The organism is Symplocastrum torsivum (genome assembly GCF_059505465.1).
Genome location: NZ_JCACKQ010000067.1, coordinates 1 through 25,843 on the forward strand (window position 1 = coordinate 1; position 25,843 = coordinate 25,843).

General features: G+C 45.0%; 22 protein-coding genes. 6 read left to right on the forward strand and 16 right to left on the reverse strand.

Translation table 11 applies throughout. The annotated features are described in order from the left end of the window. Positions 1-409: 409 nt before the first annotated feature. Positions 410-2,002 carry a PKD domain-containing protein gene (locus tag AC5JL3_RS20085; protein WP_496076155.1) on the forward strand — a complete coding sequence of 531 codons (1,593 nt, stop codon included), beginning with the start codon at positions 410-412 and terminating at the stop codon, positions 2,000-2,002. A 175-nt stretch (positions 2,003-2,177) separates the two neighbouring features. On the opposite strand, the gene AC5JL3_RS20090 is transcribed toward AC5JL3_RS20085, so the two are convergent. Next, entirely contained in the window at positions 2,178-3,194 is a 1,017-nt protein-coding gene (locus AC5JL3_RS20090) for a hypothetical protein (RefSeq protein WP_496076156.1), read from the reverse strand. 553 nt (positions 3,195-3,747) lie between these two features. Next, positions 3,748-4,032, reverse strand: coding sequence for a hypothetical protein (locus tag AC5JL3_RS20095; RefSeq protein WP_496076157.1), 285 nt, complete (start codon positions 4,030-4,032; stop codon positions 3,748-3,750). A 261-nt stretch (positions 4,033-4,293) separates the two neighbouring features. Here AC5JL3_RS20095 and AC5JL3_RS20100 point away from each other — a divergent pair, with 261 nt between their 5' ends. Then, complete coding sequence (locus tag AC5JL3_RS20100; protein WP_496076158.1) at positions 4,294-5,493, forward strand: hypothetical protein; 1,200 nt, start codon at positions 4,294-4,296, stop codon at positions 5,491-5,493. 138 nt (positions 5,494-5,631) lie between these two features. On the opposite strand, the gene AC5JL3_RS20105 is transcribed toward AC5JL3_RS20100, so the two are convergent. From AC5JL3_RS20105 to AC5JL3_RS20135, 7 genes are all read right to left on the reverse strand, one after another. After that, complete coding sequence (locus AC5JL3_RS20105) at positions 5,632-5,994, reverse strand: DUF5615 family PIN-like protein (RefSeq protein WP_496076159.1); 363 nt, start codon at positions 5,992-5,994, stop codon at positions 5,632-5,634. After that, entirely contained in the window at positions 5,969-6,322 is a 354-nt protein-coding gene (locus AC5JL3_RS20110; protein ID WP_496076160.1) for a DUF433 domain-containing protein, read from the reverse strand. The genes AC5JL3_RS20105 and AC5JL3_RS20110 overlap by 26 nt, the downstream gene beginning before the upstream one ends. Before the next feature lie 85 nt (positions 6,323-6,407). Then, positions 6,408-7,934, reverse strand: a complete 1,527-nt coding sequence (gene bchB, locus AC5JL3_RS20115; RefSeq protein WP_496076161.1) for a ferredoxin:protochlorophyllide reductase (ATP-dependent) subunit B — start codon at positions 7,932-7,934, stop codon at positions 6,408-6,410. 229 nt (positions 7,935-8,163) lie between these two features. Continuing rightward, positions 8,164-9,822, reverse strand: coding sequence for a glycosyltransferase family protein (locus tag AC5JL3_RS20120; RefSeq protein WP_496076162.1), 1,659 nt, complete (start codon positions 9,820-9,822; stop codon positions 8,164-8,166). A gap of 72 nt (positions 9,823-9,894) precedes the next feature. Then, positions 9,895-11,553: a glycosyltransferase family protein gene (locus tag AC5JL3_RS20125; protein ID WP_496076163.1), complete on the reverse strand. Its 1,659-nt coding sequence runs from the start codon at positions 11,551-11,553 to the stop codon at positions 9,895-9,897. Between the two features lie 49 nt (positions 11,554-11,602). Beyond that, the gene (gene rph, locus AC5JL3_RS20130; protein WP_496076164.1) at positions 11,603-12,319 is read right to left on the reverse strand and encodes a ribonuclease PH; all 717 of its coding nucleotides are present in this window, start codon (positions 12,317-12,319) and stop codon (positions 11,603-11,605) included. 55 nt (positions 12,320-12,374) lie between these two features. After that, positions 12,375-12,956, reverse strand: coding sequence for an adenylate kinase family protein (locus tag AC5JL3_RS20135; protein ID WP_496076165.1), 582 nt, complete (start codon positions 12,954-12,956; stop codon positions 12,375-12,377). A 318-nt stretch (positions 12,957-13,274) separates the two neighbouring features. Between AC5JL3_RS20135 and AC5JL3_RS20140 the strand changes: the two genes are divergently transcribed. From AC5JL3_RS20140 to thyX, 3 genes are all read left to right on the forward strand, one after another. Continuing rightward, a complete protein-coding gene (locus tag AC5JL3_RS20140; protein WP_496076166.1) occupies positions 13,275-13,811 on the forward strand; it encodes a P-loop NTPase family protein in 537 nt (178 codons plus the stop codon). Positions 13,812-13,826: 15 nt separating this feature from the next. Next, positions 13,827-14,408, forward strand: coding sequence for a dCTP deaminase (gene dcd, locus AC5JL3_RS20145; protein ID WP_496076167.1), 582 nt, complete (start codon positions 13,827-13,829; stop codon positions 14,406-14,408). A gap of 69 nt (positions 14,409-14,477) precedes the next feature. Further along, a complete protein-coding gene (thyX, locus tag AC5JL3_RS20150; RefSeq protein WP_496076168.1) occupies positions 14,478-15,200 on the forward strand; it encodes an FAD-dependent thymidylate synthase in 723 nt (240 codons plus the stop codon). A gap of 4 nt (positions 15,201-15,204) precedes the next feature. Here thyX and AC5JL3_RS20155 read toward each other — a convergent pair whose 3' ends face one another. From AC5JL3_RS20155 to pilM, 7 genes are all read right to left on the reverse strand, one after another. Then, on the reverse strand, positions 15,205-16,677 hold the full coding sequence (locus AC5JL3_RS20155) for a dihydrolipoyl dehydrogenase family protein (protein WP_496076169.1): 1,473 nt from the start codon (positions 16,675-16,677) through the stop codon (positions 15,205-15,207). An 81-nt stretch (positions 16,678-16,758) separates the two neighbouring features. Then, positions 16,759-17,871: a threonine-phosphate decarboxylase CobD gene (gene cobD, locus AC5JL3_RS20160; RefSeq protein WP_496076170.1), complete on the reverse strand. Its 1,113-nt coding sequence runs from the start codon at positions 17,869-17,871 to the stop codon at positions 16,759-16,761. 28 nt (positions 17,872-17,899) lie between these two features. Then, entirely contained in the window at positions 17,900-18,181 is a 282-nt protein-coding gene (locus AC5JL3_RS20165) for an HU family DNA-binding protein (RefSeq protein ID WP_192220534.1), read from the reverse strand. Between the two features lie 438 nt (positions 18,182-18,619). After that, on the reverse strand, positions 18,620-20,953 hold the full coding sequence (locus AC5JL3_RS20170) for a secretin GspD/PilQ domain-containing protein (RefSeq protein ID WP_496076171.1): 2,334 nt from the start codon (positions 20,951-20,953) through the stop codon (positions 18,620-18,622). Between the two features lie 131 nt (positions 20,954-21,084). Beyond that, a complete protein-coding gene (locus tag AC5JL3_RS20175) occupies positions 21,085-21,828 on the reverse strand; it encodes a hypothetical protein (protein ID WP_496076172.1) in 744 nt (247 codons plus the stop codon). Beyond that, positions 21,825-22,706, reverse strand: coding sequence for a PilN domain-containing protein (locus AC5JL3_RS20180; RefSeq protein ID WP_496076173.1), 882 nt, complete (start codon positions 22,704-22,706; stop codon positions 21,825-21,827). Before AC5JL3_RS20180 ends, AC5JL3_RS20175 begins: the two co-directional genes overlap by 4 nt. Positions 22,707-22,710: 4 nt before the next feature. Continuing rightward, the gene (gene pilM / locus AC5JL3_RS20185) at positions 22,711-23,814 is read right to left on the reverse strand and encodes a type IV pilus assembly protein PilM (protein WP_192220530.1); all 1,104 of its coding nucleotides are present in this window, start codon (positions 23,812-23,814) and stop codon (positions 22,711-22,713) included. Positions 23,815-24,509: 695 nt separating this feature from the next. On the opposite strand from pilM, the gene AC5JL3_RS20190 reads away from it, so the two are divergent. Then, the gene (locus AC5JL3_RS20190; protein ID WP_496076174.1) at positions 24,510-25,796 is read left to right on the forward strand and encodes an ABC transporter substrate-binding protein; all 1,287 of its coding nucleotides are present in this window, start codon (positions 24,510-24,512) and stop codon (positions 25,794-25,796) included. Positions 25,797-25,843 lie beyond the last annotated feature (47 nt).

Sequence of the window (25,843 nt, forward strand, 5' to 3'; positions counted from 1 at the left end):
CTCCACTCAGCGAAGCTGAGTTAGAGCGCATTAGTCTAAACGCCAGTATGTAAGTTAAATATTAATAACTTAAGCTTTTTTGGATTAATCACGTAAGCTCCTCCTCTAGCTGAGGTCAGAAACACAGCTAAGTAGTTACAATTTTTACTAACTAAAAGTGATAGTAAGGGCGATCGCGTGTCTACTTAGGGCTTACGCAGCTATTTGAGCTTGGATAGAGTTTTGCCCTATAGCGATATTCGATAGATCCCTTTTAGGGAGTTAATTAAGCTAGGTTGCATCGGGCTTACTGGTATTCCTTGGTAACGGCTTGAGCCATTGGGCATAAACCTCGGAACACTTCTGGGAAAAAGGCATCTACAGATATCAATAGCTTCAACATCTACCCCTAGAGTAGCGACACAACTCTATGACTAGCTCTTTGCTTAAAAATCAATCAACTCGGATTATTGGGGCAACGTTTATCCTTCTGGGAGTAGCATCAGCTCCCTCAGAGGCGACCACCCTTACAGGATTTTCGACCGATGGCAGTATGATGAGCGGGATAGAGGTGACTGCCGGTTTTTTGGATGGCACCTCCCAGACCCTCATTTGGGGCGCTACAGGCGACAAATCTGGAGGCGTTTTCGGTCCTAACTGGTCATTGACGGAATCAGGTAATAGCTTCGATTCACCTTGGATTTTAAGTAATTTCGGTCAAGGTCTTACCTCCTTAGTCATTGATACCATTCCTGGAAACACTGTTTTTGATATTTATCCCTATGGTGAAGGCTTACCCCATACGGATGGGTCGGCGGACGGTTGGGGATATCAGACTCTTGCTGGACAAAGCCCAAATGGAGCTGCTTACACTGATCCAATAGACATTTCAGCCGGAGACCTATTTGGAACGCTTTCACTATATTGGACTAATGGATTTACCGGAATAATGCGATTCCGCGCTGATACTGATACTGGTAGCAATAGAGACCCTGTTCAGCCACGCGACCCTGTAGTGAGAAATACTCCTCCCAGCGTATATTTTTCTCTATCCCCCATCTACGAAGGTCAAGCAACATCTACAGTTCTGTATGCCGATGACCCAGGTGAAGATGCGATCTCCTTCTTCTTCAATGGCAATCATCTTGGGACTAACTACAATCGTGCAGGAACCCGTACAGTTAGCGCAGATTTGGGTTTGTTTCCTGATAACGGGGAATTTACCTATACAGCACACGCGATAGATGAGGATGGTAACTACAGTAATCTTGCTACTAGTACACAATCCGTCTTAAACGTTGCCCCAACCCTGACCACTTTCAATCTTTCGAGGCGCTTCATCTACGAAGGTCAAGGCGTATCAGCAAAATTGTTTGCTACCGACCCAGGAGCAGATTGGGAGAAGTTCTTTATTGATGGCAACGAGGTTGGCATTGATTCGCGAACTTCTGGTGAGCGTTCAGTAACAACAAGACTTGGTAGATTTTACGATGAGGGTACGTTTGTCTTTACAGGTGAAGCTCAGGATAAAGATGCAGCTTGGAGTAATCCCCTCACTCAAACACTTAGGGTTTTGAATGTTGCTCCAACTATCACTGAACTGACTGAGGATTTGGTAGTTACGACAAACGAATTATTTGATTTCGCCGCCGCTGTAACTGACCCAGGAATTTATGATCTTCTCACCTTTAGATGGGATTTTGATATGGATGGGGTATTTGATGACTTCACAGGGTCAAGTGGACAGTGGTCTTTTGAAGAGGCAGGTGACTATGAAGTTGGGTTACGAGTGTCTGACGGTGATGGTGGTGTCACTTACAGTTCTTTTTTGGTGCAAGCCATTGCGGATGTAACAGTTCCTGATGAAGATACTGATACAGGTACAGATGGAACACTTCCTGATGGAGATACTGCTACAACAGTTCCTGAACCGGGTTCGGTGCTGAGTATTTTAGGGTTTGGTGCTTTTGGTGCTGGTGTGTTATTCAAGCGCAAAAGACCGTATAAAAATGTAGAGAGGTAAATCAAACTGAGTACAAACAGAGGAATGCGATCGCTCATCTATCATCTTTAGGACTCAGTGTAGAGCAGATTGCCGGAGCATTGGGTTTATCAGTGCAAGACGTGAAGCAGGTAATTGATGATTGATGCTTCTTTAATCCTTATAAAGTGTTTGCAGCAGTACGAAGCCACTCACTTCAATTAGTGTTGAGAATGGCTTCAATACCTTGCTGTACTCGCTCCAGTTCCCGACGCTGCTGGTCAATCCAAGCTTTTTCAGCTTCGCGTTGTTCTGCTGTCTCTTGCTGATATCGATCTTGCCGCTCAAGGAAGTAGTTGTAAAATGCGATCGCTTTTGTAATAGCTTTTGTAGCTAATTCCACTCTGTCATCAAAAATTGCTGTAATAAACCTTTCGATTTTTGAAGCAACCCTTTCTTTGAGCTTGACAACATCTTCGCCGAAGATATCACCCCAACCCTTATCTACTAAAGCTTTTAAATCTGGACTAATGGCTGTTTCCAATTTGAGAAGATAGTTAGGTAGATGCTCTGTAGGATTAGCGAAATTAGTCTCAATTTTACTAGCTATCAAATCTATCTGCTGACTATAATGAGCTTTATTCTGCTGATCTAGTAGACTAACAGTGTGCAGAATGGCTTTTAACTGAATATTATTTACTTCTTTATAAACAAGACTTAAATTTTTATTGATAATTTGGTTTACTTCTTGGTTCTGCAATTTCAACTGGACGTGTAGTTGCTTGATAAAGCTTTCTTTTTCACTCCAACCGATTCCTTTCTTAGGTTGACCTTTTGCGTCTATAAACCATATTTTTCTCAAGTATTCAATTCGCTCATCCCAATATTTCTTTGCTTGTTTGACTGCTTCGTCTTTACATTGACTTCCGAGCTTATGGATTCTGAAGGAACACCCACTAATCTCCCCAAGCTGTGCCCATATTTCAGATTTTGCAGCTTCAGCAATCCTCGGCTTGCTCAACCAGACATTTTCAGCCTGGTACAGCTTATCGGAAGCTATAACAACTAACCGCTTAAGTCGAGTAGCCGATTGTATCAGTTCTTCAATACACGGTTTGACTGACTCCTTGATGCTTGTGGCAGATTGCTTAATCTCTAAGGAATTATGCTCATCTGTAAGCAGTTGCTCAACAGATTGGTCAATATTTTGAAACGTGTTGAAGTAGTCATTCATGATTATCCTCCAGTAATTCACGAAACAAGCTCAACTGGCTTACAGCAAACTATTGCAGTTTCCATTAGAGGGTGAGCTAATATTGTCGTCATTTAGTATGCCTAGATTGAGCCGAGAGAAAATCCGGGAAAATACGGTTATCTTTGCCTACAGGATTTATTCTTCCGTAGAATCTCTGATGATTTCTCTACGTAGAGAGCCAACAATATGACACAGTGCTGATTTATCTAAGGTAAGAATTGTGGATCTGAAGGGGTGACAGACAAGCTGAAAGCTTGTCTTATCAGACTTTCTACCCCATTAACCTACGAAAAGATATTAGCTTATTGACAGGTTTGTTGAGAATGAGCTGTTGAACTCCCTGTTCTTGATAATGATAATCACTTGTGAGGGGAGGGAGGGCGAGGTACACCACGCCCTTCCAGATTGACTTTTTGATTGACCAAAAAAAGGAATTCAGGAATCAGCTTGAATCAGAGCCATCGCCCTCAAACCTTTTTGAAAGAACGTTCGCTTATGCGGTCGAATAATCATTAAGTTCTTGACCCAATCACTACAGGATTCTAGAGCGGCAATCCACATCTGTCCGTACAAACCTACCAATACTCTTAATTAGAGGAAACCATAGCAAAGGAATACTTAGCTGTGGCAAAGCTAGAAACCTTTGTACATGGCGGCGACGGCTCTCATACAGAATGGGCAAGGGTAAACAGGCGGCTAATCTTTCAATTCGTACCTGTTTATGGAATTGCAACAGCCACACCAGCATTTCTAAGGTTAGCCGTTGAGATGCACTAAGTTGAGACTCCAGACAGTTGAGATACAATTCGGGAAGCATTTTAGAAGAGCAGTTTTGTTGAGAACAACGAACCGCTCTTTTTTATCATGAAAGTTTGAGCGGGATTCTAAAAAACTCTGGAGGGAGGGCAAGGTGTACCTTGCCCCCTCCCCCTTAGATATGATTATCATTCTCACCTTCTCTGTTGGCGAGACATCTATTCTCAACAAGCCTGTCAATAAGCTGATATCTTTGTGTCGGTCAATGGAGGAGAAACCTTGATGCATCAAGCTTTCAGCTTACTCGTCACCCCTTCAGATTGTGGATATTTCACCTGATGCAATTCAAGCAGGTCTTTGTATAGCTCGTACTTTAGCCAGTTACACACCTGTATCAGTCTTTGTATGCCCTGTACTCGACATTACGGGGATGGCAGTTGGAGCCTATGCAGGAAAACAAGCCCAAGATGCTCAAAATGATTGGCAAAATAGTGTCTCAGATAACTTACAAACTATCCAAAGTAGCGTGGGAGCCATTCAAGGAAGTATGGCTTTAATTGGTCTTGGTACTGTAGCTGGTGTAGCACTATCAGCGGTAAACCTGTATCACATACTGAAGCTCAGGGAGGACGTAAAGCAAACGAGGTTGGCAGTTCACCACGGCTTTATTGACCTGAAAGAAGCTCTTAAAGACCAAGGAGCAGAAATTATAGAACGAATTGACCAAGTTGCCAAAGACGTTGAGTTTCAGTATCACAGCACGATTCTAGTTCAAGCTTACGGAGATTTCCAACAAGCACACAACTGGCTTCAACATGCTCTACGGTTACCTGATGTGAACGCCAGAAATGCTGCTATGGCTGGTGTACAGGGGATGTTATATACATCTTTAGCAGCTTACGATAATCCTCATCTCTTAAAGGGAACTTGTTCTGCTGGGCAACTCCGGAGACAGGAATGCGTTTGGGCGATTGATCAGGCAATTACCACAACCTTTCAGTTTCAGGGCGCGTATGATGTCGTAAGCAAGCGCGTCTCTCACCTAAAAGACAAAATCCGTAAAGATATCCTTAATATTATTAATAGTTGCAAAACCGAGGCTGAGCTTAATTTTCTCTTCCCTGAAATCACGCGGATTCACAATCATGATCTAGCTGTCCTAGAGTCCTGGCAAAATCATATTGATTGGATACAAACTCTCTCCCCAAAGGAGAGACAGCTTTTGGCTAGTTCAGATTTACCAATGAATGAGAGTTCAGAGAATGATTTAGCCCCAGCAGTTGCAGCAGAACCAGAGGAACAATTAGTCTATGAAAACTTGAAGCTAAAGTCTCATTACCTATCCTTTCGTGACCAACTTAAGTTCATATTCAAGCTGGATTTACGTCGAGATCATGAATCTTACATTAGTCAAAAAGCATCAGCCTCTGGATTGAAAGCTTTAGCCCCCTTAAGTTGGCAAGAAATATCCGATTTAACAGTTGCCAACCTCTACTGGTATTTCAAAGAAGCAAAAGCCTGAAAAAGTGGTTGAGTGCGATCACTTCTTCACTGCAATAAATGCGATCGCTCTTCTCCTCCTACTCCAACAGCTTATAAAAGCCGATCATTCTGAGAAATGCGATCTCTCTTCAGTCATTTGATACAAGCATGACTCTGGTTAAGACAACGGCAGATGAACGATTCGGTCTTGATATTCATCCTCAAAAGAGGCTTCAGCAATTAGAACTAATTCCTCAAGGTTCTGACCTATGCTCAACTTGGCACCTAGGATTAAAATCCCTGGTACATGGCGACCTTCAGCAATATGGTCAGCTAAATGAACAGGCATAGATTTGCGATTATTTGTTACCAGCACAAAGCTATGTTTTTCGCACCAGCACAGGATTTCTGGGTCTAGGGTTCCTCTAGGAGGAGTGCCTGGAGCGCCAACCACCCACATAACCAAGTCAGGATTTTGCCGCTGGAATTCGCTGCGATAACTTGGATCAACGTTCTCATCCAGCAGATATTTGAGACTCATTCGCCTTCTTTATTGCCTCTCGTTCTGCCTTCAATTTCATAAGTTTCTTTACAACAGGTGGAGGATTTCGTCGTTGCTCTTCTCGCATCCGGTGACTCCACTCTAGCCAGTCAGTTAAATAAGCGCTGACGTCTTCTTTGTTATGTAGGTAATAAAGAATAGTAGCGTAGACCTGCTCCAGGTTAACAGATGGGTAAGACTGGGCAATTTCCTCTGGAGTTCGGCTGCGATGAATGAAGTCATACAGGATGGTTTCAATCCCAACCCGTGTGCCTTTGACGCGAATATCATCAGGACGCAGAAAGTCAAAGTAGTCTTCTAGTAGCATCTCCTTAAGCCTCCAAAATGAAAAAAGGCATCCTACTTAGTGGATGCCCTTAGAATAACGAATTGCTAGTAGTTGTATTGCTGGCTTACGCGCCTACTGCTTCCTTCGCCGCGTACATCACCTCAAGTGTGATGACTGTAAAGCCACGTTCACGGGCGAATTTCTCGGTGTTTCGCTTCACCTTACCCCGAACAAAACCAGGCACTTTATTCAATTCTGCCTGTGCTTCCTTATTCCAACCGAGGTCAGAATCAGCAGTGATGCCTTTGGTAATTACTTCCTTTGTGTCATGTCCACCGAAGATTTCTAGCAGGTGGTCTTCCATTCCCAAGGTAAAGGAATTGTAGACCAAATCAGCCATCTGGTTTGTCCCCTCATAACCCAGGAATGGCTTATAACCGATGGGGAAATCCTGAACATGGATAGGCGCAGCGATAACACCACAAGGAATGCTTAAGCGCTTACCAACGTGCCGTTCCATTTGGGTGCCGAAGATAGCAGAAGGCTCAATCCGTGCGATCGCATCGGCAATTGCTCCGTTATCATCACTAATCAGTACTTCGTCGCAGTATTCTGTCACCTGTTCGCGGAACCACTGTTCATCGTATTTACAGTAAGTACCTGCTAAGACGACGTGAATTCCCATTTCCCGCGACAAAATCTTCGTCATCGCTGCCGCGTGGGTATTATCGCCAAAGACAACCGCCTTCTTACCCGTCAAGTTCTGACAGTCAATTGAGCGAGAGAACCAAGCTGCTTGGGAGACGTACAGGGTTTGGTTATTGATGTAGTCTTCGTAATCGACATTGGCACCTTGAGCATTCAGTACCTGCTGAATCTTACGGATGCAACGCGCTGTTTCCACCACACCCATCGGAGTAATGTCCACATAAGGCGTTCCGAACTCTTGTTCTAGGTAACGCGCTGCCATTAAGCCGATTTCGCGATACGGCACCAGGTTAAACCAAGCACGGGGTAAATTCTTCAGGTTGTGAACGGAAGCACCTTCTGGAATTACCTCATTCACCTCAATCCCCAAGTCAGCCATCAACCGCTTTAGTTCGGTGCAGTCGTGGTGATTGTGGAAGCCGAGGGAGGAAATGCCAATAATGTTGACCGAGGGCTTTTCAGTCTTGCCTTCTGGAATGTTGCCCTTCTTACGCGCCTTGGCAATGTAAAATTGGATGATTTGCTCCAAAGTGCGGTCGGCTGCTTGCAGTTCATTGACGCGGTAGTGGTTTACATCCGCCAGCATCACGTCGCCTTTCGCATCGATTTGGGCGCGTTCCACAAAGTTTTGTAGATCTTCTTGCAAAATACTAGAGGTGCAAGTCGGAGTGAGGACAATCAAGTCGGGGGTTTCTTCCTCATCCTTGCGGGTGATGTTGTTCACCACTTTTTCCTGAGAACCGCGTGCCAGGACATTCCGATCAACGGAACTAATGGTTACTGGGGTAAAATTGCGATCGCGTTCTAGCATCGATCGCATGACGTTGAAGTAGTCATCTCCAATCGGCGCGTGCATGATGGCATGGACGTTTTTAAAAGAACTAGAGACGCGCAGGGTGCCAATATGGGCTGGGCCTGCATACATCCAATAAGCCAATTTCATACGCTGTTCTTCCTCGTGCTGATACTAATGCTTTATTTTCGTGGTGATGGACAGAGAATTTAAGAGTCTAATTGTCTCAAATATGAAGTGGTTATGAGCAGGTACTAAGCTCAGTAATTTTATCCATCTGGTTTCTGAAACGCTGACCTTTACTAGGATACAGCTTTCATCAAAAGTATCTTGAGTTTTATCTAGTTGAAACGAATCTTAATAATTATGTAAATCAATATTATTTACATTCTTTAACTATTGTTAGGGGAACATTTTGCTTCACGACTTGATGAACAACCTGACACTCAGGAAAAGCCTGTTGCAAGTCATATCGAGGCACAGCTAAATAATAGAAGGGTTTATCTACTGGCTTTTGCTCAAACTCACTCTTAGTAATAGCAGTTAATTTAGGAGCAGTGAAGATGATGGCAGAGTCGTCATCCCCACCAACCACAACTTTAGCGTTACCACTGGCATTGTTATTAATCCACTCTATCCCTTCACGCATACTTAAACCCCAATAATCAGTTTCATAGCGACCATGCGCTTTGGCTAGTCCTCCAGAGACGCGATTGAAGTAGATATATTCATAAGGATGTAACGCTACCATATCAAATGCGATCGCACTCAGTACAGTAACCATAAAAGCTACCGCAACTAACTTCAAGCTTTTCTTCGATAACGTCTGGTAAATCCACACTAAAGCCGCCGCAGAAATTGCTGCGACTCCTGGCAAGATAAAGAGAAACTGCCGCATCTCATCATAAAGGGTAGAATCTCTTAAAATCGCTAGCAGTGGAAGACAAAATACTTGTAACAGCACTAAGACAGCACAAGCGCGTTGAAGATTGGAAAGCTCAGAATATTTAACGACTAAGAAGATTAATCCTAAAACAAAAGAAACTTGAAAAATTAGAGGCACTGTAAGCACTACCCAAGTGGGTAGGTAATACCAGGGGAGTGCCTTCGCTGAAATAAATTGACCTTTAAATAAAACTTCTCCTCCCCAACCATGCTTGGACATATAAGCAAGAGTTTCAATAAACCAGCCGATAGGATTAGACCAAGTTGCAGGCTGTAGAGCGATTGTTGTTATTGCCCAAGCAACAATTGTTGTTGCATAGTAAATTAATGTATTCCGTAAATTTCGATAGCTCGTCTTTGCTCCTAAAATTCCTACTGAGTAAGCTAAGATAACAAAAAACAGTACAAAGAATCCAACAATTCTTATTGCTGTTAGCCATCCAACTAAAATGCCGTAAAGAATTGAGTAAATAAGAGTTCTGTTAAATTTAAGTTGGGATTCTTGGTTGACTTTAAGATAATGATTAACCAAATAAGCACCAAGAAGTGTAGAGAGGGTAAAGAAGGCAGCAAATGGAATATCTTTCGGATTAAAGAAACTATGTCCCCAAAAACGTGGAATCAGGGGCAAAGCCACAGCACCAAACCAAGCAAAATCTCTGCCACACAAAATCCCGACAATTCCTGCTACCGATGCGTAAGTTATTAAGGAAACGAGGAAGGTTAAAACATGCTTGACTTTGATACGCTCATACAAGACTTTATATTTTAGTCTTTCATCAGGGATACCTGCATCATTTAGAGGGTTGTAGTCAAATCCTTTTTGGATGAAGCTTTGGATTTGAAATATAATCTCTGAAGTTAGATTAAAGGCAGTTCCATAATATTTGTAATCTACAGGAATCGGCTTCCCTTGGGTGATAAGTTCAAAGTTAAACCTCACCATAGAAATTTCGACGTTTTCATCCCACGATACTCCATAGTTGCCAATCGTTAATAAGCCAATAATGGCAAGACTTACAATTACCGTAGCAACTTTTAAGTAAGCCTTTTTCCAAGCCGAGCCAAAAGAGGCAGGAAACTTTATCAACATCGGTTAGATTTTCCTAAAGATACATCCCAAGAGTTTTAAGGCTGACCAAAATAGGTTCTAAATCCATTCAGCTTAATCACAGCGCTTGACAATAGATAACGGAACTCCTTGCCTTATCACCTGATGAACGACTGGACATTCTGGCAACTGCTCTTGGGCATCCCAACGGGGCCATGCTAAATAGTGAAAAGGTCTAGGAACGTCTGCAACTTTTTTCGGTTCGTAACCAATAACCTTGAGATTGGGGTCAGCAAAAAATTCTGCCGAGTAAAGAAAGCCTCCCACTAAAACGGTTGAACCAGGAGGAGCATTTTTGTTAAGCCACTCCATTCCTTCACGTAAACTTAATCCCCAATATTCAGTTTCGTATTGACCTTGAGCTTGTTTTAGTCCACCTGAGATGCGATTGAAGTAAATATATTGGTAGGGATGTAAGGCAACCATATCAAACGCGATCGCAACAAAAACCACGGTGATAAAGCTAGCTGCAATAATTTTAAAATTCTTAGAGAGCTTCTGATAAATCCAGATAAAGGCTGTTGCCGATATTGCTGCAATTCCTGGCAAGGTGAAAAGGAAGTGCCGCATCCCGTCATACATAGGCGAATGTTTGACAATAGCAACTAAAGGAAGAAATAAAACTTGGAATAAGACTAAAATGGCACAAGCTCGTTGCAGAATTGAGAGCTTAGAATATTTTGCCACTATCAAACTGGCACCAACGACAAACCCAACTTGGAAAATCAAGGGAATCGTCATAAACATCCAAGTCGGTAAGTAGTTCCAGGGAAGATTTTGGATTGGAATAAACTTGCTATCAAATAAAACTGCTATTTGTAAACGATGTCCCGATAAATAATCAATTGTTTCAAGAAAACCAGCGATCGGGTTAGACCAAAAAGCAGGGTAGCAAATGGTATTGGTAGCAAACCACGTCACGCATAGTAGTAAGTAAAGTCCTGCAAAGTTATAAAAGTTTCTGCTGCTTCCTCCTTTTCCCAACCTTAATATTAGGTAAGTTGCCAGGATAAAGAATAGAAAGAGGAATCCTCCAATTCTTATGCCAGTTAGTAAGCCTACGAGAATACCGAATAAAACGGTATAAAAGGTTGCACGATTTTTACCAACCTTGATAGGTTCATCAGGTTTTAGATAATAATTAACTACATAGGCTCCTAGAAGAGTAGTTAGTGTGAATATGGCGGCAAAGGGTGGGTCTTTGGGATTGAAAAAGCTATGACCCCAAAACGTTGGAAAGAATACCAATGTTAATGCCCCAAACCAGGCATATTCTGACCCGCATAGCGTTCCAACAATACCAGCGACTGTGGCATAAGTTATTAAGGAAACTAAAAAGGTCATGTAATGCTTAACTCTGACTCGGTCAGCTAAGGCTTGAACTCTTGTCTGCCGATCATTAAGCTCTGCTCCATAATCTAGGGGATTATAAGATAGTCCTTTGGTGAGGTACTGCTGAGCTTGAAACACTACCTCTGAAGCAACATTAAAAACTGGTCCAAAATACTTCAGGTCACCCGGAATCGGTGTACCTTTAACGATAAATTCTATGTTCCTCCTTACCATCGCCACTTCTGTCCCCTCATCGACAGTAATCCCATAGTGACTAACTAGAGGAAAGCCAATGAGCGCAATGACAAGTATGACGGCAACTACTTTTAAATAAGCGGTTCTAAAAGTAGAGCCAAACGTTGAGGGCAAGGTCTTCAGCATAATTTTTTGTCGTAGCAGAAAAAATCACCTTGAGACTTAACGGGATAAATTACGTCAAACACTGACGCTGAGCGTGTTGTAGCTCTTGAATCCCCTTTTCTGCTAAGTCTATAAGCTGATTGAGTTGATTGCGACTAAAAGTCCCAGATTCGGCTGTTCCTTGTGCTTCAATAATCCCCAGTTGGTCGTTCATAACGACGTTGAAGTCTACTTCAGCCGCGACATCTTCAACATAATTGAGGTCTAAAAATGGCTCACCCTCTAGGAGTCCTACGGAGACAGCAGCGACTTGATGAGTGATAGGCGATCGCTCTAGTTGTCCATTTTTTACCAGTTTCTCCAAAGCCTCAGCAAGGGCAACAAACCCCCCTGTAATTGAAGTGGTACGAGTCCCTGCATCTGCTTGAAGGACATCTGCGTCAACAATCACAGTACGTTCTCCCAGTGCTTTTAAATCCAGAGAGGATCGTAAACTGCGTCCAATCAATCGCTGGATTTCCTGAGTTCGTCCAGATAACTTATACAATTCCCGTTCTTGGCGTTGAGGTGTAGCGCCAGGTAACATCCTGTACTCAGCCGTTAGCCAACCGCTACCTTTGCCTTCTAAAAACTTTGGTACTCCTTCCTGAACCGTCACGGTACAAAGTACCTGAGTGCCACCGCACTTTGTTAAGACAGAACTCATAGCAAAGCGTGTGAAGTCTCGCTCAAAGCTGATCGGACGCAATTGATCGGGTTGTCGATTGTCGGGACGCTGCCAGGGCATGATAATTGTCCGTGTGGAATAGTTAATTGTTAAGGATTGTAAACTGGCGTGTTCCTCAAACCGTAAGTTTCTGCAAAATATCCTGCTGCACCTGTTCTGGTGATTGTTCACCGTTAATCGTCAACAGCCGTTTGTGATAGCCATAATATTCCAATAACAGAGGCAGACGCTCATGGAAGAGATTAATGCGACGCTGAATGATTTCTGGTTGGTCATCCAGGCGTGAGTTGATGGCGTTATCTTGTAGGGTACGCGATCGCTCTAGAGAACGATTCATCATCACCGATTCCGATACCTGTAAGTAAATTGCCCAGTTGAGGTGTTGCCCCAATTCGTCTAGTAGGAAATCTAACTCCTCTGCCTGGAAAGCCGTGCGGGGATAGCCTTCGAGCAACCAACACCGAGCAATGTCAGGCTGAGAAAGACGGTGACGTATAAATTGAATGAGGATTGGATCAGGTACGAGTTCGCCCTTCTCCACGTAGGGTTGTGCTTGACGCCCCAAGTCAGTTTGAGATGCGATCGCCTCTCGTAACATATCACTGGTGGAAACCTCTGAAAGACTCAGTGTGCGGCACAATTGTCGAGTCTGTGTTCCCTTTCCTGCCCCTGGTCCTCCCAGAATCACCAGTCTCACGATTAAACCGCTCCTACTTTCTTGCCATTAAACCTTTTCTAGATAAATTTTGCACGAATTCTCGCCCAACGGCGTGTGTCCAAGCTCACGAAAGCTATTTTCGCACTATTGATGCCTGGGCAAAAAGGGAATATATCCAGCTCCATCTGCCCCCCAAAACCGACTTATACTTTACAATTTGAATCTTGACGGACTCATAAATGTAGTGTTTGACTAGGTAGGCGACTTAAAAAGTACGCTATATCTTGTTCATGGCATCGGCTCTGCAACTACCCTATTCATTAGCAATACAGGTTCGTTGCCCTTTAAATGTTGACTATGGTTTCCCAGTTAGAAGCGACCGGCATTGATTCCTCTTTTCACCCAACCTATAACATTGAAGGGTTGGTACAAGTATTTACCAGCCCCCATCGCAGCTTTTTTACTAGCGTAATCGCTCAAGCCTTGAGAATTGCTGGTCAGGGCACCCCTGTACTCGTCGTTCAGTTTCTCAAAGGTGGAATCGGGCAAGGTCATGAGCATCCTGTACGTTTAGGTCAGCACCTAGATTGGATTCGCTGTGACCTTCCACGGTATATTGATACACCGGAGTTAGACGAGGCAGAATCGAAGTCTTTGATGCAATTGTGGCAGTACACCCAAGACGTTGTCTCCGAAGGAAAATACTCCCTAGTTGTTCTCGACGAGTTGAGCCTAGCGATCAACTTTGGCTTAATCCCACAAGCTGAGGTACTTGCCTTCCTCAAACGGCGCCCTAGTCACGTTGATATTATCCTCACAGGGCCACAGATGCCTCAAGCGATTCTCGATGTCGCCGACCAAATCACCGAAATCCGCCGTTCTCACCAACCTTAATATAGATAGATAGCTATGCTCAAGAACGATACCTGGATTACTGAAATGGCAAGTCAGGGACTGATTTCTCCCTTTGAACCCAGGCTAGTTCGCCACGTAGAGGGACTGCCAGTCATTTCTTATGGTCTTAGTAGCTACGGTTATGATCTCCGGTTGTCTCCAGTTGAATTTAGAGTTTTCCGGCACATCCCCGGTACTGTCGTTGATCCAAAAAACTTTAATCCCGATAATTTAGAACCCGTTCAGTTACATACCGATGCGAATGGTAGCTACTTCATTTTGCCAGCTCATTCTTATGGACTTGGAGTTGCGTTGGAACATTTAGCTGTTCCTGAAGATATATCTGTTTTGTGCATTGGTAAAAGCACTTATGCGCGTGTAGGTTTAATTGCCAATCTAACCCCTGCGGAAGCTGGATGGCGTGGGCATCTAACATTAGAGTTTTCCAATTCTTCTAGCGCTGACTGTCGCATCTATGCTAATGAAGGGGTAGTTCAGCTATTGTTTCTGTCAGGAAATCCTTGCTCTGTTAGTTATGAACAGCGGCGAGGTAAGTATCAAGATCAACCTGAACAAGTAGTTGTCTCAAGAGTTTAAATTGACAATAATAAAGGCTTGCTTGATGGCTTTTGTTGTTGATATATCTACTATTAAGTTAAAAATAGAATGGAACGCTTTTGTGTTGATGTGATTGCTGCGACACCCAATCCACAGCAGGTTGTTTGGGCAGCAATGCATCAAGATTATTCAGAAAATTATGTTTGGGATAGCCATGAACAATGGCCTTCGGAACAACGTGCTGGGGAACTTATTGTTAAGCATTTATTATTAGGCGATCGCGGACATTACGGACCCTTAGAACATCCCCAAATTACCTTCAATGTTGGCTACTTTCCCCACTCGATGATGCAGCAAATTCGTACTCATCGCGTGGGAATTAGTTTTGATGTCCAGTCATTTCGTTATACAGGTCAGAGAATTGTTAATGTTGCTGAAGGGAACCAAGAGGTAGAAGATGTTTTTTACCTCCGCCCTGTAGGGAACTATACCAATCGTCAAGGTAAACGTTACTTCTATTCAGAAGAACAACGCACGGAAGACTTAAAGTGGTGTTTGGAAGCGTGCCAACATTATAAGAAACGAATTGATGAAGGGCTGTCAGAAGAACACGCTAGAGGGTTGATTCCTTTTGATGCAAGACAGCATTTTGTACTGAGCTGTAATTTGCGATCGCTTCTTCATTTATTAGACCTGAGATGGAAGAAAGATGCTCAACTAGAAGCTCAGAAATTCTGCGAACTTCTCTATATTCATCTCGAAAACTGGTCTCCAGCAGTGGCGCAGTGGTACAAAGAAAATCGCGCTAAAAAGGCAAAATTATCCCCTTAGCCACTCAAGAAGACCAATTGCGGCGCAGGTTGAAGAAGCTTTCCAGAAAATTGTGTAAAGACTTATTGCGGCTTCGACGTTGCTGCTGCCACTCGATCGCAGTTTTGTGAATAATCTCTGACAACGTTGGGGTAATCTGGGGTAAATTTGCGATCGCATTCACCTTAAGCTTCTGTCGAATTGCAAATGCGATCGCTCCAATCAATTCACTCGCATCAGCCCCAACGATCGAGGCTCCTAAAATTTCCCCATTCTCACGTCCAACAATTTTACAGAACCCAGTCGCATTTCCCAATATCTGAGCTTTATCCAGGGTTTTGAAATATTGCCGTGCCACAAAGACATCCTTACCATAGCGCTGTCTAGCTTGCGCTTCTGTTAACCCTACCCGTGCTAGTTGAGGGTTCGAGAAGACTGCCCAAGGAATCCCACGATAATCAACTTTAAACACAGGCGCAAACAACGCATTCTTCAAGGCAATGCTAGCTTCATACTGGGCAATATGGGCAAACGGCTGACCCCCAGCAACATTACCACAAGCATAAATGCGGGAATTTGTCGTTTGTAGTTTCTCATTCAGCTCAAGACCCTGCGGCGTAAACTTAACCCCAACACCTTCTAAATTAAAAGCTTCAACATTTAGCTGATGATCTGTAGCTAGCAAAATCTCATCCGCTTCAATTGCCCGATTTCCCGCCTGAACCCACTTTTTATCCTCAATCTGCCTAACATGGGCGACTGGACTCTCTGTTAACACGCGAATCCCTTCAGCCTCTAATTGCGCTTGTACAAGGCGAGACGCTTCTGGGTCTTCATCTGGCAGTATATGGGAAGCACTGACAACGAGAGTGACTTCACAGTTCAACCGCGCCAGAGTTTGAGCGAGTTCGGTACCAATTGAACCATCACCAATCACGACCCAACTCCCCTGCAACCGTTGAGCAAAGCTGGGTTGCCAGATATCGGCTGGTGTAAGGTAGCCAATAGTTTGTAACCCTGCGATATCGGGAATAACTGGGCGAGAACCCGTTGCAATTAAATAGGCACGAGATCGCATCCGGCGGTCATTAACGACAAAACCCAAGTGAGGCTGTCGGCAAAATTCCCCTGCACCTGTAATTACATCAACGCCTAAAGATGCCAAAATCGCTGGAGAACTTTGTTCTGAGCAGGTATAAACGACAGTCTGCGCCCACTGCATTGCTTCATCTAATTGAACAGATGGCAATTGTAACTGTTCGATTGAGTCAGCTATTGGAAAATGGACACCAAATTGTGTCGCCTCACGCACTTGCTCTTGCACACGCCCAACCTGATTTAAGGCTTGAGCATAGATTGCACCATGACCTAACCAATTTGTCTGGACACGCTCATTTTCTATGAGGGCAACGCGAGCCTTCAATTTGGTAGCAGCAACGGCGGCATAAATACCAGCAGTGCTGCCTCCGATGACGATGAGGTCGTATTCAACGGTCATGGGTTAGTTATTAGTTGTTAGTTGTTGGTTGTTTGTTGTTAGATTTGCTGATGTAGCAAAAAGGTGAACAGGCAATAGGTTTCAGAGGATAGATTTTAAACCTTCTAATAAACGTTGGTTGTCTGCCTCAGTGCGTACAGCTACCCGGAAATAGCGATCGCCTAATTCTGGAAAACTCAAGCAGTCACGGATTAAAATCTGGCTGTGTTTGAGTAGTTTTTCCTGAATCTGTGGAGTCGGTTGTTCAGATTGCACCAGTAAGAAGTTGGCGGCACTGGGGTAAGGTTGCAACCCTGGTAATGATGCTAAACCTTCAAACAGATGCGATCGCGCTCTTGGCAACCAGTCCCAGGTTTTCTGCTGAAATTCCGTATCCTGTACGACAGCGATCGCAGCAGCGGCGGCTAAAACATTTACTGACCAAGGGTCGCGCCACTGAGTATAGCGGCGGAGTCGATCAGGGTGAGCAACGCAATAACCTAACCGTAGTCCTGGGAGGCTGTAGAACTTGGTGAGCGATCGCAAAATTACCAAGTTTGGATAGTCCTGCACCACTGGTATCAGGCTTTGCTGTTGGTCAGGAGGCAGAAAATCCATAAAGGCTTCATCTACCACAACTAGAGCAAATTGTTCCAGATAAGGCAGAACTGTCTCCCTCTCAAACAACTGCCCCGTGGGATTGTGGGGATTATTCAGCAGTAAACCGCAATCAGAGGGGGAATGGGGGGTAGGGAATAGGGAGGACAAGGGAGAGTTTTCCTCCCTGTCTTCTTTCTTACTCACCATTTTCCACACTCCACTTTCTCTGTCGAGAAGAGGGTACTCCTTAACCTTTGCCTCAAACGCTCTAAGGGCACGTTTGTAGTCGCTAAAGGCTGGGGTAAGAAGGTAGGTTTCCTCCAGTTCTGATAATTCCCTCCCTGCCCAGGTTAAAAGCTCTGCGGAGCCATTACCAGGCAGAATCCAGTCCGGTGTCAGAGTCGGGTGCAGCAGACTCAGAGACGCTCGTAGCTGGGAGTAATTGGGATCAGGGTAGGCGATTAGGTCTTTTAGGTGAGACTCAATCGCCTTGAGGGCACTTTTAGGCGGCCCCAAGGGGTTAATACTCGCTGAAAAATCAAGAATCAAAGAAGGGGAACAGCCTGCCAGTGCCGCTGCCCAGGCTAAGTTTCCCCCGTGAGTTGGTCGTTTCAAGGATGCGTTCTTGTTAAGTCACCAACTGTTATTTCTCTGGCGCAACTTTTTCCTTGAACAATTTACCAGCAGAAAAGGCAGGAACCTTGGTTGCCGGAATTTCCATCTTGTCGCCAGTTTTCGGATTGCGACCTTCACGGGCTTTGCGCTCCCGCGACTCAAACGAGCCGAAGCCAACCAAGGTAACTTTGTCGCCGTCGGAAACGGCTTCCATAATCGCCTCTAATGCGGCAGATAACACGGCATCAGCTTGTTTTTTGGTCACAGTTGCTTTTTCCGCAACCTTATCAACTAATTCGCCTTTATTCATTAGGAATCTCCTTTTTTGTTTGGATCATGAGGTCAAGTATCATCTAAAATCTCGGTTCGAGATTAGTAGTTTTGACCCCAATAGCAGAGTCTTTCGACTCAAAATCGCTGCAACACTCGCAGGCTCGAAGTTTCACTGCATTATTCTAAGATCAGCTTGCCAGATATGGATCGTTGAAACCTTTAAGTTATGTGGATTTCAGGATTTTTAAGCAAAAATAGCGCCGCATCTTCTCCAATTACAGTCTGATGCAACGCTATTTAACGTATTTTAGACCAAAAAAGACATTTGGCAACGAATGAAGACGCGATCGCACTTTCAAGGATTTGGGCAACCAAGGGCGTAGAGTGTACAACGAGGAAAGCGCTCTAACGTAATATTTTCGTTAGAGCCTTTATATACACCTTCAACGCCACCAAGTTGCCCTATTTAGTTTAGTTACTGCCCTTGAGGAGAAAAGCCTCGATTATTTAAGACTTCACGAGTCTCTCGCCCTGGTGTGTAGTTATAACCAAACGAGGAGGCTTCCGAGTCATCAAGAATTTGAGGTGTCAGCAGCACAATCACCTCTTGTCGTTGATTTAGCCGCTCTGTGTTTCTAAACAGGGCACCCAGAATCGGAATATCTCCCAAAATAGGCACCTTGGTTATCAATGTTCGATCGGTTTCCTGTATAATGCCCGACAAAATCAAAGTTTGACCATCTCGCAGGCGAACTTGTCCAGAGGTCAGTTCGCGTACATTCAAGAGTCTGATGCGATTTGTATCATTGTCAATGCTCAGATCTTGTTGACCTCCAATGGTAGTGACTCTTGGGTTTACCACTAAACTGACGAAACCATTGTCGTCAATTTTGTTGACGTTGATCTCAAGCTCTAAACCAGCCTCACGAATCTCTGCGGTGACTGTTCTCGTCGTCACCCCTTCGGTGGTTTGCGTCTCACTCTCAATATTGCCAACTACCTCTTCAGTCAGGTTAATTGTTGCAGTTTCGCCTTCTTGTACGACGATTGTTGGGTCAGTCAGAATCTTTGCATTGTCAGCTACAATGCTAGCTTGCAAGTTAGCAAGGAACCTGTCAGTTTGACCAAAAGGACTACCACCATTTAGGTTGATATTAAGTGCGCCGTTAGTAACTCCAAAGAAACTGTCTCCAATTCCGAAGGAGAAGCTCGTGTTTACATTATCTGTAGCGTTGAGGTCAACATCAACAACCTTGACATTCACGGCTACTTGACGACGCCGCAGATCTAACTGAGTCAGCAATGCTGTGGCAATTTCTACCAGGCGCGGCTCACCAATCAAGGTGACGATATTAAGGCGATCATCAGGAGTCACCCCCAGCCCCCTGAGCAGTAAGGGCGCTCCCGGTCCTGGCAAACCCCCCTGTCCTCCTTGTTCTATCTGTGGGGTAATTTGTTCTACTGTCGTTGTCGTGTTTTCAATTCTTTGAGCAGCAGCTCCCTCACCAATTACCGTCAGTGTTGTCTGCTCTGTAATCTGTTGTTGCTCTGCTCCCTGTGAAATTAGGAAAGACGCGGCTGGCTGAGCTTGGATTTGATTGAGACGCAAGGTGCGGACGATGATATTGCGGGCTGGATCGGGTAGACGAGGTCCTACAAAAATCGTGCGTCCGGTTCGATTAGCCTGAAAACCTGAAATCCTCAGAACGTAGTTAAATGCGTCTTGAACAGGCTCGTTTTCCAAATCCAGCGAAATTGTTTGTTGTGCTCCTTGATTACCACCTTGACCACCACCTTGAGCATTTCCCTCCCCAGGAGCTTCTCCGATAAAGGCGAGGTTCAGTCCAGCCGCTCGTGCAAGTAGCGCCAAAACTTCTCGCACAGGAGCTTCTCGCAAAACTAGGCGAGGCACACGTACTCCAGTGCCTAGATCAATCGTGCTAGCAGAGCCATCAATATTACTAACTGCAATGTCACCAACTGGCGGCGCAACGGCTCGTGGCAAGAAAGGAGGGGCTGGGGCAATCGGTTGGGCTGCACCCGCAGGTTGAGCCGGAGCGCCTTGAATCGTGATTCGGGGATTAGGAACTAATACTTCCGGTTGTCTGGGAGCTGGGACGACGGCTGGGGGAGCTGGGACGATTGTCGGAGGCGCTTGGTTCTGAGCTACAGTCGTTGTGGCTGAGCCTGCTCTTTGGCTCGGTTGCCCTTGGGGAACTGCTGCCTGAGCTACTGGCATGGCGTTTAAGTTGGGCAGCACCTGTGTACTTTGCGCTTGGCTCTGGGTTGTAGGTGCTGCTGTTGGTGTAGGAGTTTGAGCCGATGGCGTGGTAGCTGGTGTTGGGAGTATGGGTGTTGCGGCTTGCGCTCCAGGTATGGGGCTTGCTGTTTGATTTCCAACAGCTGTGCTAAAGCTTAAGCTAATCTCTTGATTGTCCTGCTGAAGAATCTGTCCGGCGGGAGGGCGGTTCTCTCCACTAACAGTAACTCTCACACTATTGCCGTCTAGCTGGCTGACTAAAACAGACGTGATACCGGGCATCGGGTTTTCCTGACGGAATGTTTTGCCCTCACTCAAGTTCAGTTGGGTATTAACAATATCTGTTACCGCATCATTTCCCTGACTGCTCGTGAAAACGGCTGGACGTTCATCCCCAGATTCGGTCTTCAGGATGAGTTTCAGTTCATTCTCACTCTTGTCGAGCTGCACGCCCGTTACTTGGGTCGTTGCTGCCCAAACGGGCTGTGATGCTAGTAACACCACAGCCCCTCCAATCACGATTCCACCTAATGCTTTAGCCTGTCTCACGTTCACTCCTCACCTAATTTAAGACCAATTGGAGCGATTAGCTTGGCTTTCAATTAGCTTTTAGAAGTCAGGAGTCACACACATAAAGAATTCTCAAAGCTAACAGCTTACCAGCGCGATCGCAATGCTTTTTACTTTTTAGCTGGCTGGGCAGCCGTTGGCTGAGCAGCAGCTGACTGAGTTTCATCCTCAGTGACTGGCGATAGTGCGTCCAGTGTAAACGTTGCTTCAATCGTTGGTCTAGCCCCAGGCACCGCTCTACCCTGATTCAACAGCAGGGGTTGAGGTTCACTCACCTCAGCTTTGAAGTCCCTAACAATTAATAGTGCCTGTAACCGCTCAAAACTTCGCATGATTGACTGGACTTGATCGAAGGTGCCCTGAAGCTGTACATCTATCGTTTTACGTTTCAGCTTTCCGTTTACCGCTGCCCCATAAGATCCATCATTGACCACTGCCTCTGCCTCTTGAGCCGGTGCATAATTAGTCAAGCTGCCCCTTCTATCTTTGACAAAGCTGTTGAGGTCTAACAACAATGTATCTAGGGTTTTCTCATTAGCAAATAAACTCAGCACCTGCTGATTTTCTTGCTTTGCCTGCTCCAGTTTTGCTGTTGTCTCCCTAATCTGTTGCTGGATTTTTTGTTTTTGTTGAATTTGCTGCTCCTTGTTTTCAACAGAGGCTTCTAACTCTTGATATCGCTGCCAAGAGGGTTGTACAGCATTAACCAGGAGATAGGTTGCTCCCAAAAGACCAAGAACCCCAATAACTATACCGCCAACTCTTGGCGTAAACGTAATTCCGAAAGCCTTGGGATAGTCAGGAGTTTCCTCCTGACCATCCGCTAGAATAAATTCTTCATCAGCGTATGTCATGGCTGAGTTGCTCCTTTCTGCTGCTGAATCTCTTGAAGAGTTCTAATTCGCGTTACTAGTCCCACTGCACCCTTACGATCTAACTCTCGAAGTAACTCCGAAGCTGGCGTATCACTGATGCTTGTGGAAATTGTGTATTCCACTACTTTAGGTAGCGTATACGTTACTCTTTGACCCTGAGTTTGGGTTTTGGGTACTTCTAACTTCGTGCGATTCTCAACTAACTGTGCTTTGACTAACTGGGTTTCATCTCCTTTAAAGAAAGGCGATCGCTTTAGTGTCACCAGAAAGTAACCCACATCATCAAAAGAGCGCGCCGTACCTTGAATCTCCAGCTTCATTGTCGGACGTGGGGTGCTAGCCGCTTGAGCCTGAGCTTGAGCGGCTTGAGCATTCTTTGCTTTGGCGTTATTTGCCTGAGATTGCGGGGGAGGAGAAGCCGCTGCAGGTTGGTTTTTTGGAACTTCTTCTGTTTGCGTAACCGTGCCAATTTGTATTCCCGGTGGAACGCGCTCCCGAATGTCCTGCAACATCGCTGACCACGGCTTAATTTGATTAAAGACAGTTGCCAGTGCTTGGGTTTCAGCGTTCACCTGCTCAATTTGTTCGTTGAGCCTAGCAATCTTTTGCTCTTCGATTTGCAAACGCTGTAGCTGCGCGTTCAATTCCGTTTCTTGCTGTTCTTTCTGAGCAATTTGCTGCTGGAGGACAAACCATAGACCACCCACTAAGGCTGGAAGCAAGAGACCCACCCCTATTCCGATATAGAGAGGTGTCATTGCTGCTGCTGACCTTTGCCTTTTTTTTGGACTGCTTCCTTGGTCGGGTGGTCGATAATCGGGTCGATCGCTTAAAAAATTAACATCTAGACTATACATAGCTTCAAACCTCCCGCAATCCTAATCCCAATACAGTTCCTAACCCCGGTCGCTGCACAGAGGGAATTTCCTGATCCACCTCTAGCGAAAGCGCTGCAACCGGGTCTACCTGAGTCGTTGGCAAGCTCAACCGTTGTGTGAAAAATTCATCAAGTTGTCCAATTCCACCTCCTGGGCCCGCGAGTAGTAGTTGTGCAACCTCTAAATTGTCGCTTTGATTTAGATAAAAATCGATGGAGCGGCGGAGTTCGTCGGCTAGCTCTCCTAAAACTCTTAGCAACGCTGCCATCCCTGGATTGATTCCTGTGGCACCAGTGCGTACTCCGTCAACGGGTGTATTAGGAATTGTCATTCCTTGTAGCAGTTCTGTGTTTCTCGACGTTGGTAAGTTCATGGCTCGCGACAGAGCGCTCTGAAGTTGGTAAGTTCCGATCGGAACAGTACGGGAGAATTGAGGAACACCATCAACGATGATGGCAATTTCGGTGCTGTCAAATTCGATATCTACGAGTACAGCCGCTTCTTGGGGGGCAAACTGCCGCAGTTGCTCTCTAATCGTCCGAATTAGGGCAAAGCTATTGATCTCCAACACATCCACCTTTAACCCAGCTTGCCCAAATGTATCGAGATACATATCAGTGATTTCGCGGCGAGTCGCGACCAGCAGAACCTGCACCTTTTCGATACCATCTTCATCAGTGAAGAATCCGAGCTTTTGGTAATCTAAATCTACCTCTTCGCGGGGATAGGGTAGATATAGACCGGCTTCATGGTTAAGCACCATATCTCGTAGCTCTTGATCGTCCAGTTCGGCGGGAATCGGTATAATCCGGATGATCGCTTCCCGCATTGGGACGGCAGTAGCAACGTGATCGACTTTTAGTTTACTCTCCGCCAGTGCCGCTTTAACTAAGTCTGCTAAAGCGGGAGGGTCAGCAATCTGACCTCCTTGAAATATCCCTTCTGGTACTTCATGAGAGTAAAGTGTGCTGACTTTGAAGCCTTGACCTTGCTTACGCAGTTGAGCAATATTAATTCGTTCCGGAGCCAATTCGATGCCGACGCCTTTCTTGCCCTTTGAAAACAGCCCTTGAAAACGGTTAAACATAACTCTTGGTTTGGCGGGAGCGAGAATTAAGATAAGTAACGCTGATCTCTTGGAGATATTTAATCTAACAAGATTAATATTGATGCATGGTACCCAATTTAGCTTAGAATAACCACACTTTGAGGGATATTTTCTCTTCAGAATTAGTTCACCTAATAAATGGAGAAGATAATTGCTGATTTTAAAGGAACGTCATTCCAGGTGACTTTGCTCCTCACTGCTCTAGCTTAAGCTAACGTTGATGCTCTAGAGAGCTTAATGGGCAACAAGAGTGTAGGCTCGAAAAAGACTGATAGTTGTAAAAAGATTTAGTAATTGCGATCGCTTACGAAAGTGCTTCACCGCAAATTCTTCAGCTATGCGTAGCTTACCTTTCCAGCCTGACGCTACTGGTAAGAGGATTTTCTACTCATAAGCAGATAGATCGTAGTGAACTTGTTACAGAAGCGCTAAGCAGGTTTCTATTCCCGTTATTGAGTAGTAAAACAATAAGTTCATAAGTTTAACAGAAGGCTGTGCGGTTGTAGCGCCCTGCTTCCTGCTTAGCTATATTCCACCTGGTGACGCAGCAATAGTTCAGTTTTGCACTCACACTATATTCCTAAAAGAGGATAAGGCGATCGCACCTCACTCGCCATCTCCTTAGAGTAGGATGATTTACTGCTGGCGCTATGCATTGGAAGAAGAAAGTTCACATGAGCAGAATCAGAACCTGGAGACGTTTAGGCATTTTTGCGTTGTTGGGGTTGCTCTTAAGCTGGTTGATTAGCTGTCGCCCAACTCCTTCACCATCAGCTAGTCCAGAAATTGAGTTTTGGACAATGCAGCTACAGCCACAGTTCACAGACTACTTCAACAAGCTGATTGCCGACTTTGAAACAGAAAATCCCTCAGTCAAAGTACGCTGGGTGGATGTTCCTTGGTCAGCGATGGAAAGCAAAATCCTCACAGCCGTTTCAGCAAAAACTGCACCGGATGTCGTTAACCTCAATCCTGGCTTTGCCTCACAGCTTGCTTCTCGTAAGGCATGGATGGACTTGGATAGCAAAGTTTCTGAACCAGTACGGCAGCAATATCTCCCAAATATCTGGAAAGCTAGCACGATTGACGAAAAAAGCTTTGGCATTCCCTGGTACTTAACAACGCGAGTCACCATTTACAACCAAGACTTGTTAAAACAAGCGGGTATCAGCAAGCCACCAACGACCTACGAGGAACTCGCCCAAGTTGCCCAACAGGTGAAAGACAAGACAGGTAAATATGCGTTTTTTGTCACCTTTGTGCCAGCGGATTCGGGTGAAGTATTGGAGTCATTTGTGCAAATGGGCGTACAGTTAGTGGATAACCAAGGTCAAGCCGCATTTAACACTCCCGAAGGAATTACTGCGTTTAGGTATTGGGTAGACCTCTATAAAAAAGGCTTGCTGCCTAAAGAAGTGCTTACCCAAGGACATCGTAACGCGATAGAACTTTACCAAGCAGGCGAGACAGCTATGCTAGCTTCTGGTCCTGAGTTTCTGAAGACGATTGAAACAAATGCTCCCGCCGTTGCAAAAGTCTCAGCATCTGCCCCACAAATTACGGGTAAGACAGGGAAGAAAAATGTTGCGGTGATGAATTTGGTGGTTCCCCGCGACACGTCCAAGCCAGATGAGGCAATAAAATTTGCCTTATTTGTAACCAACACAGAGAATCAGTTAGCCTTTGCAAAAGCAGCAAATGTTTTGCCGTCTACAGTTGAAGCGGTTGAAGCGTACCAAACTCAGTTAGCGAGTAATACTACTACTTCGGCAGTGGAGCAAGCGCGTAATATCAGTGCCAGTCAGCTAAAAGATGCCGAGGTGTTAGTGCCAGCGATGAAAGACCTCAACAAGCTGCAAAAGGCGATTTACGAAAACTTACAGGCAGCAATGTTGGATGAAAAGACAGTAGAACAGGCGGTTTCTGATGCTGCTGAAGAGTGGAATAGTAGCCGTTCTTAATACCCTTTCGCGCTTCTATATGCGATGAAGAAATGCTTTTGGGGAAT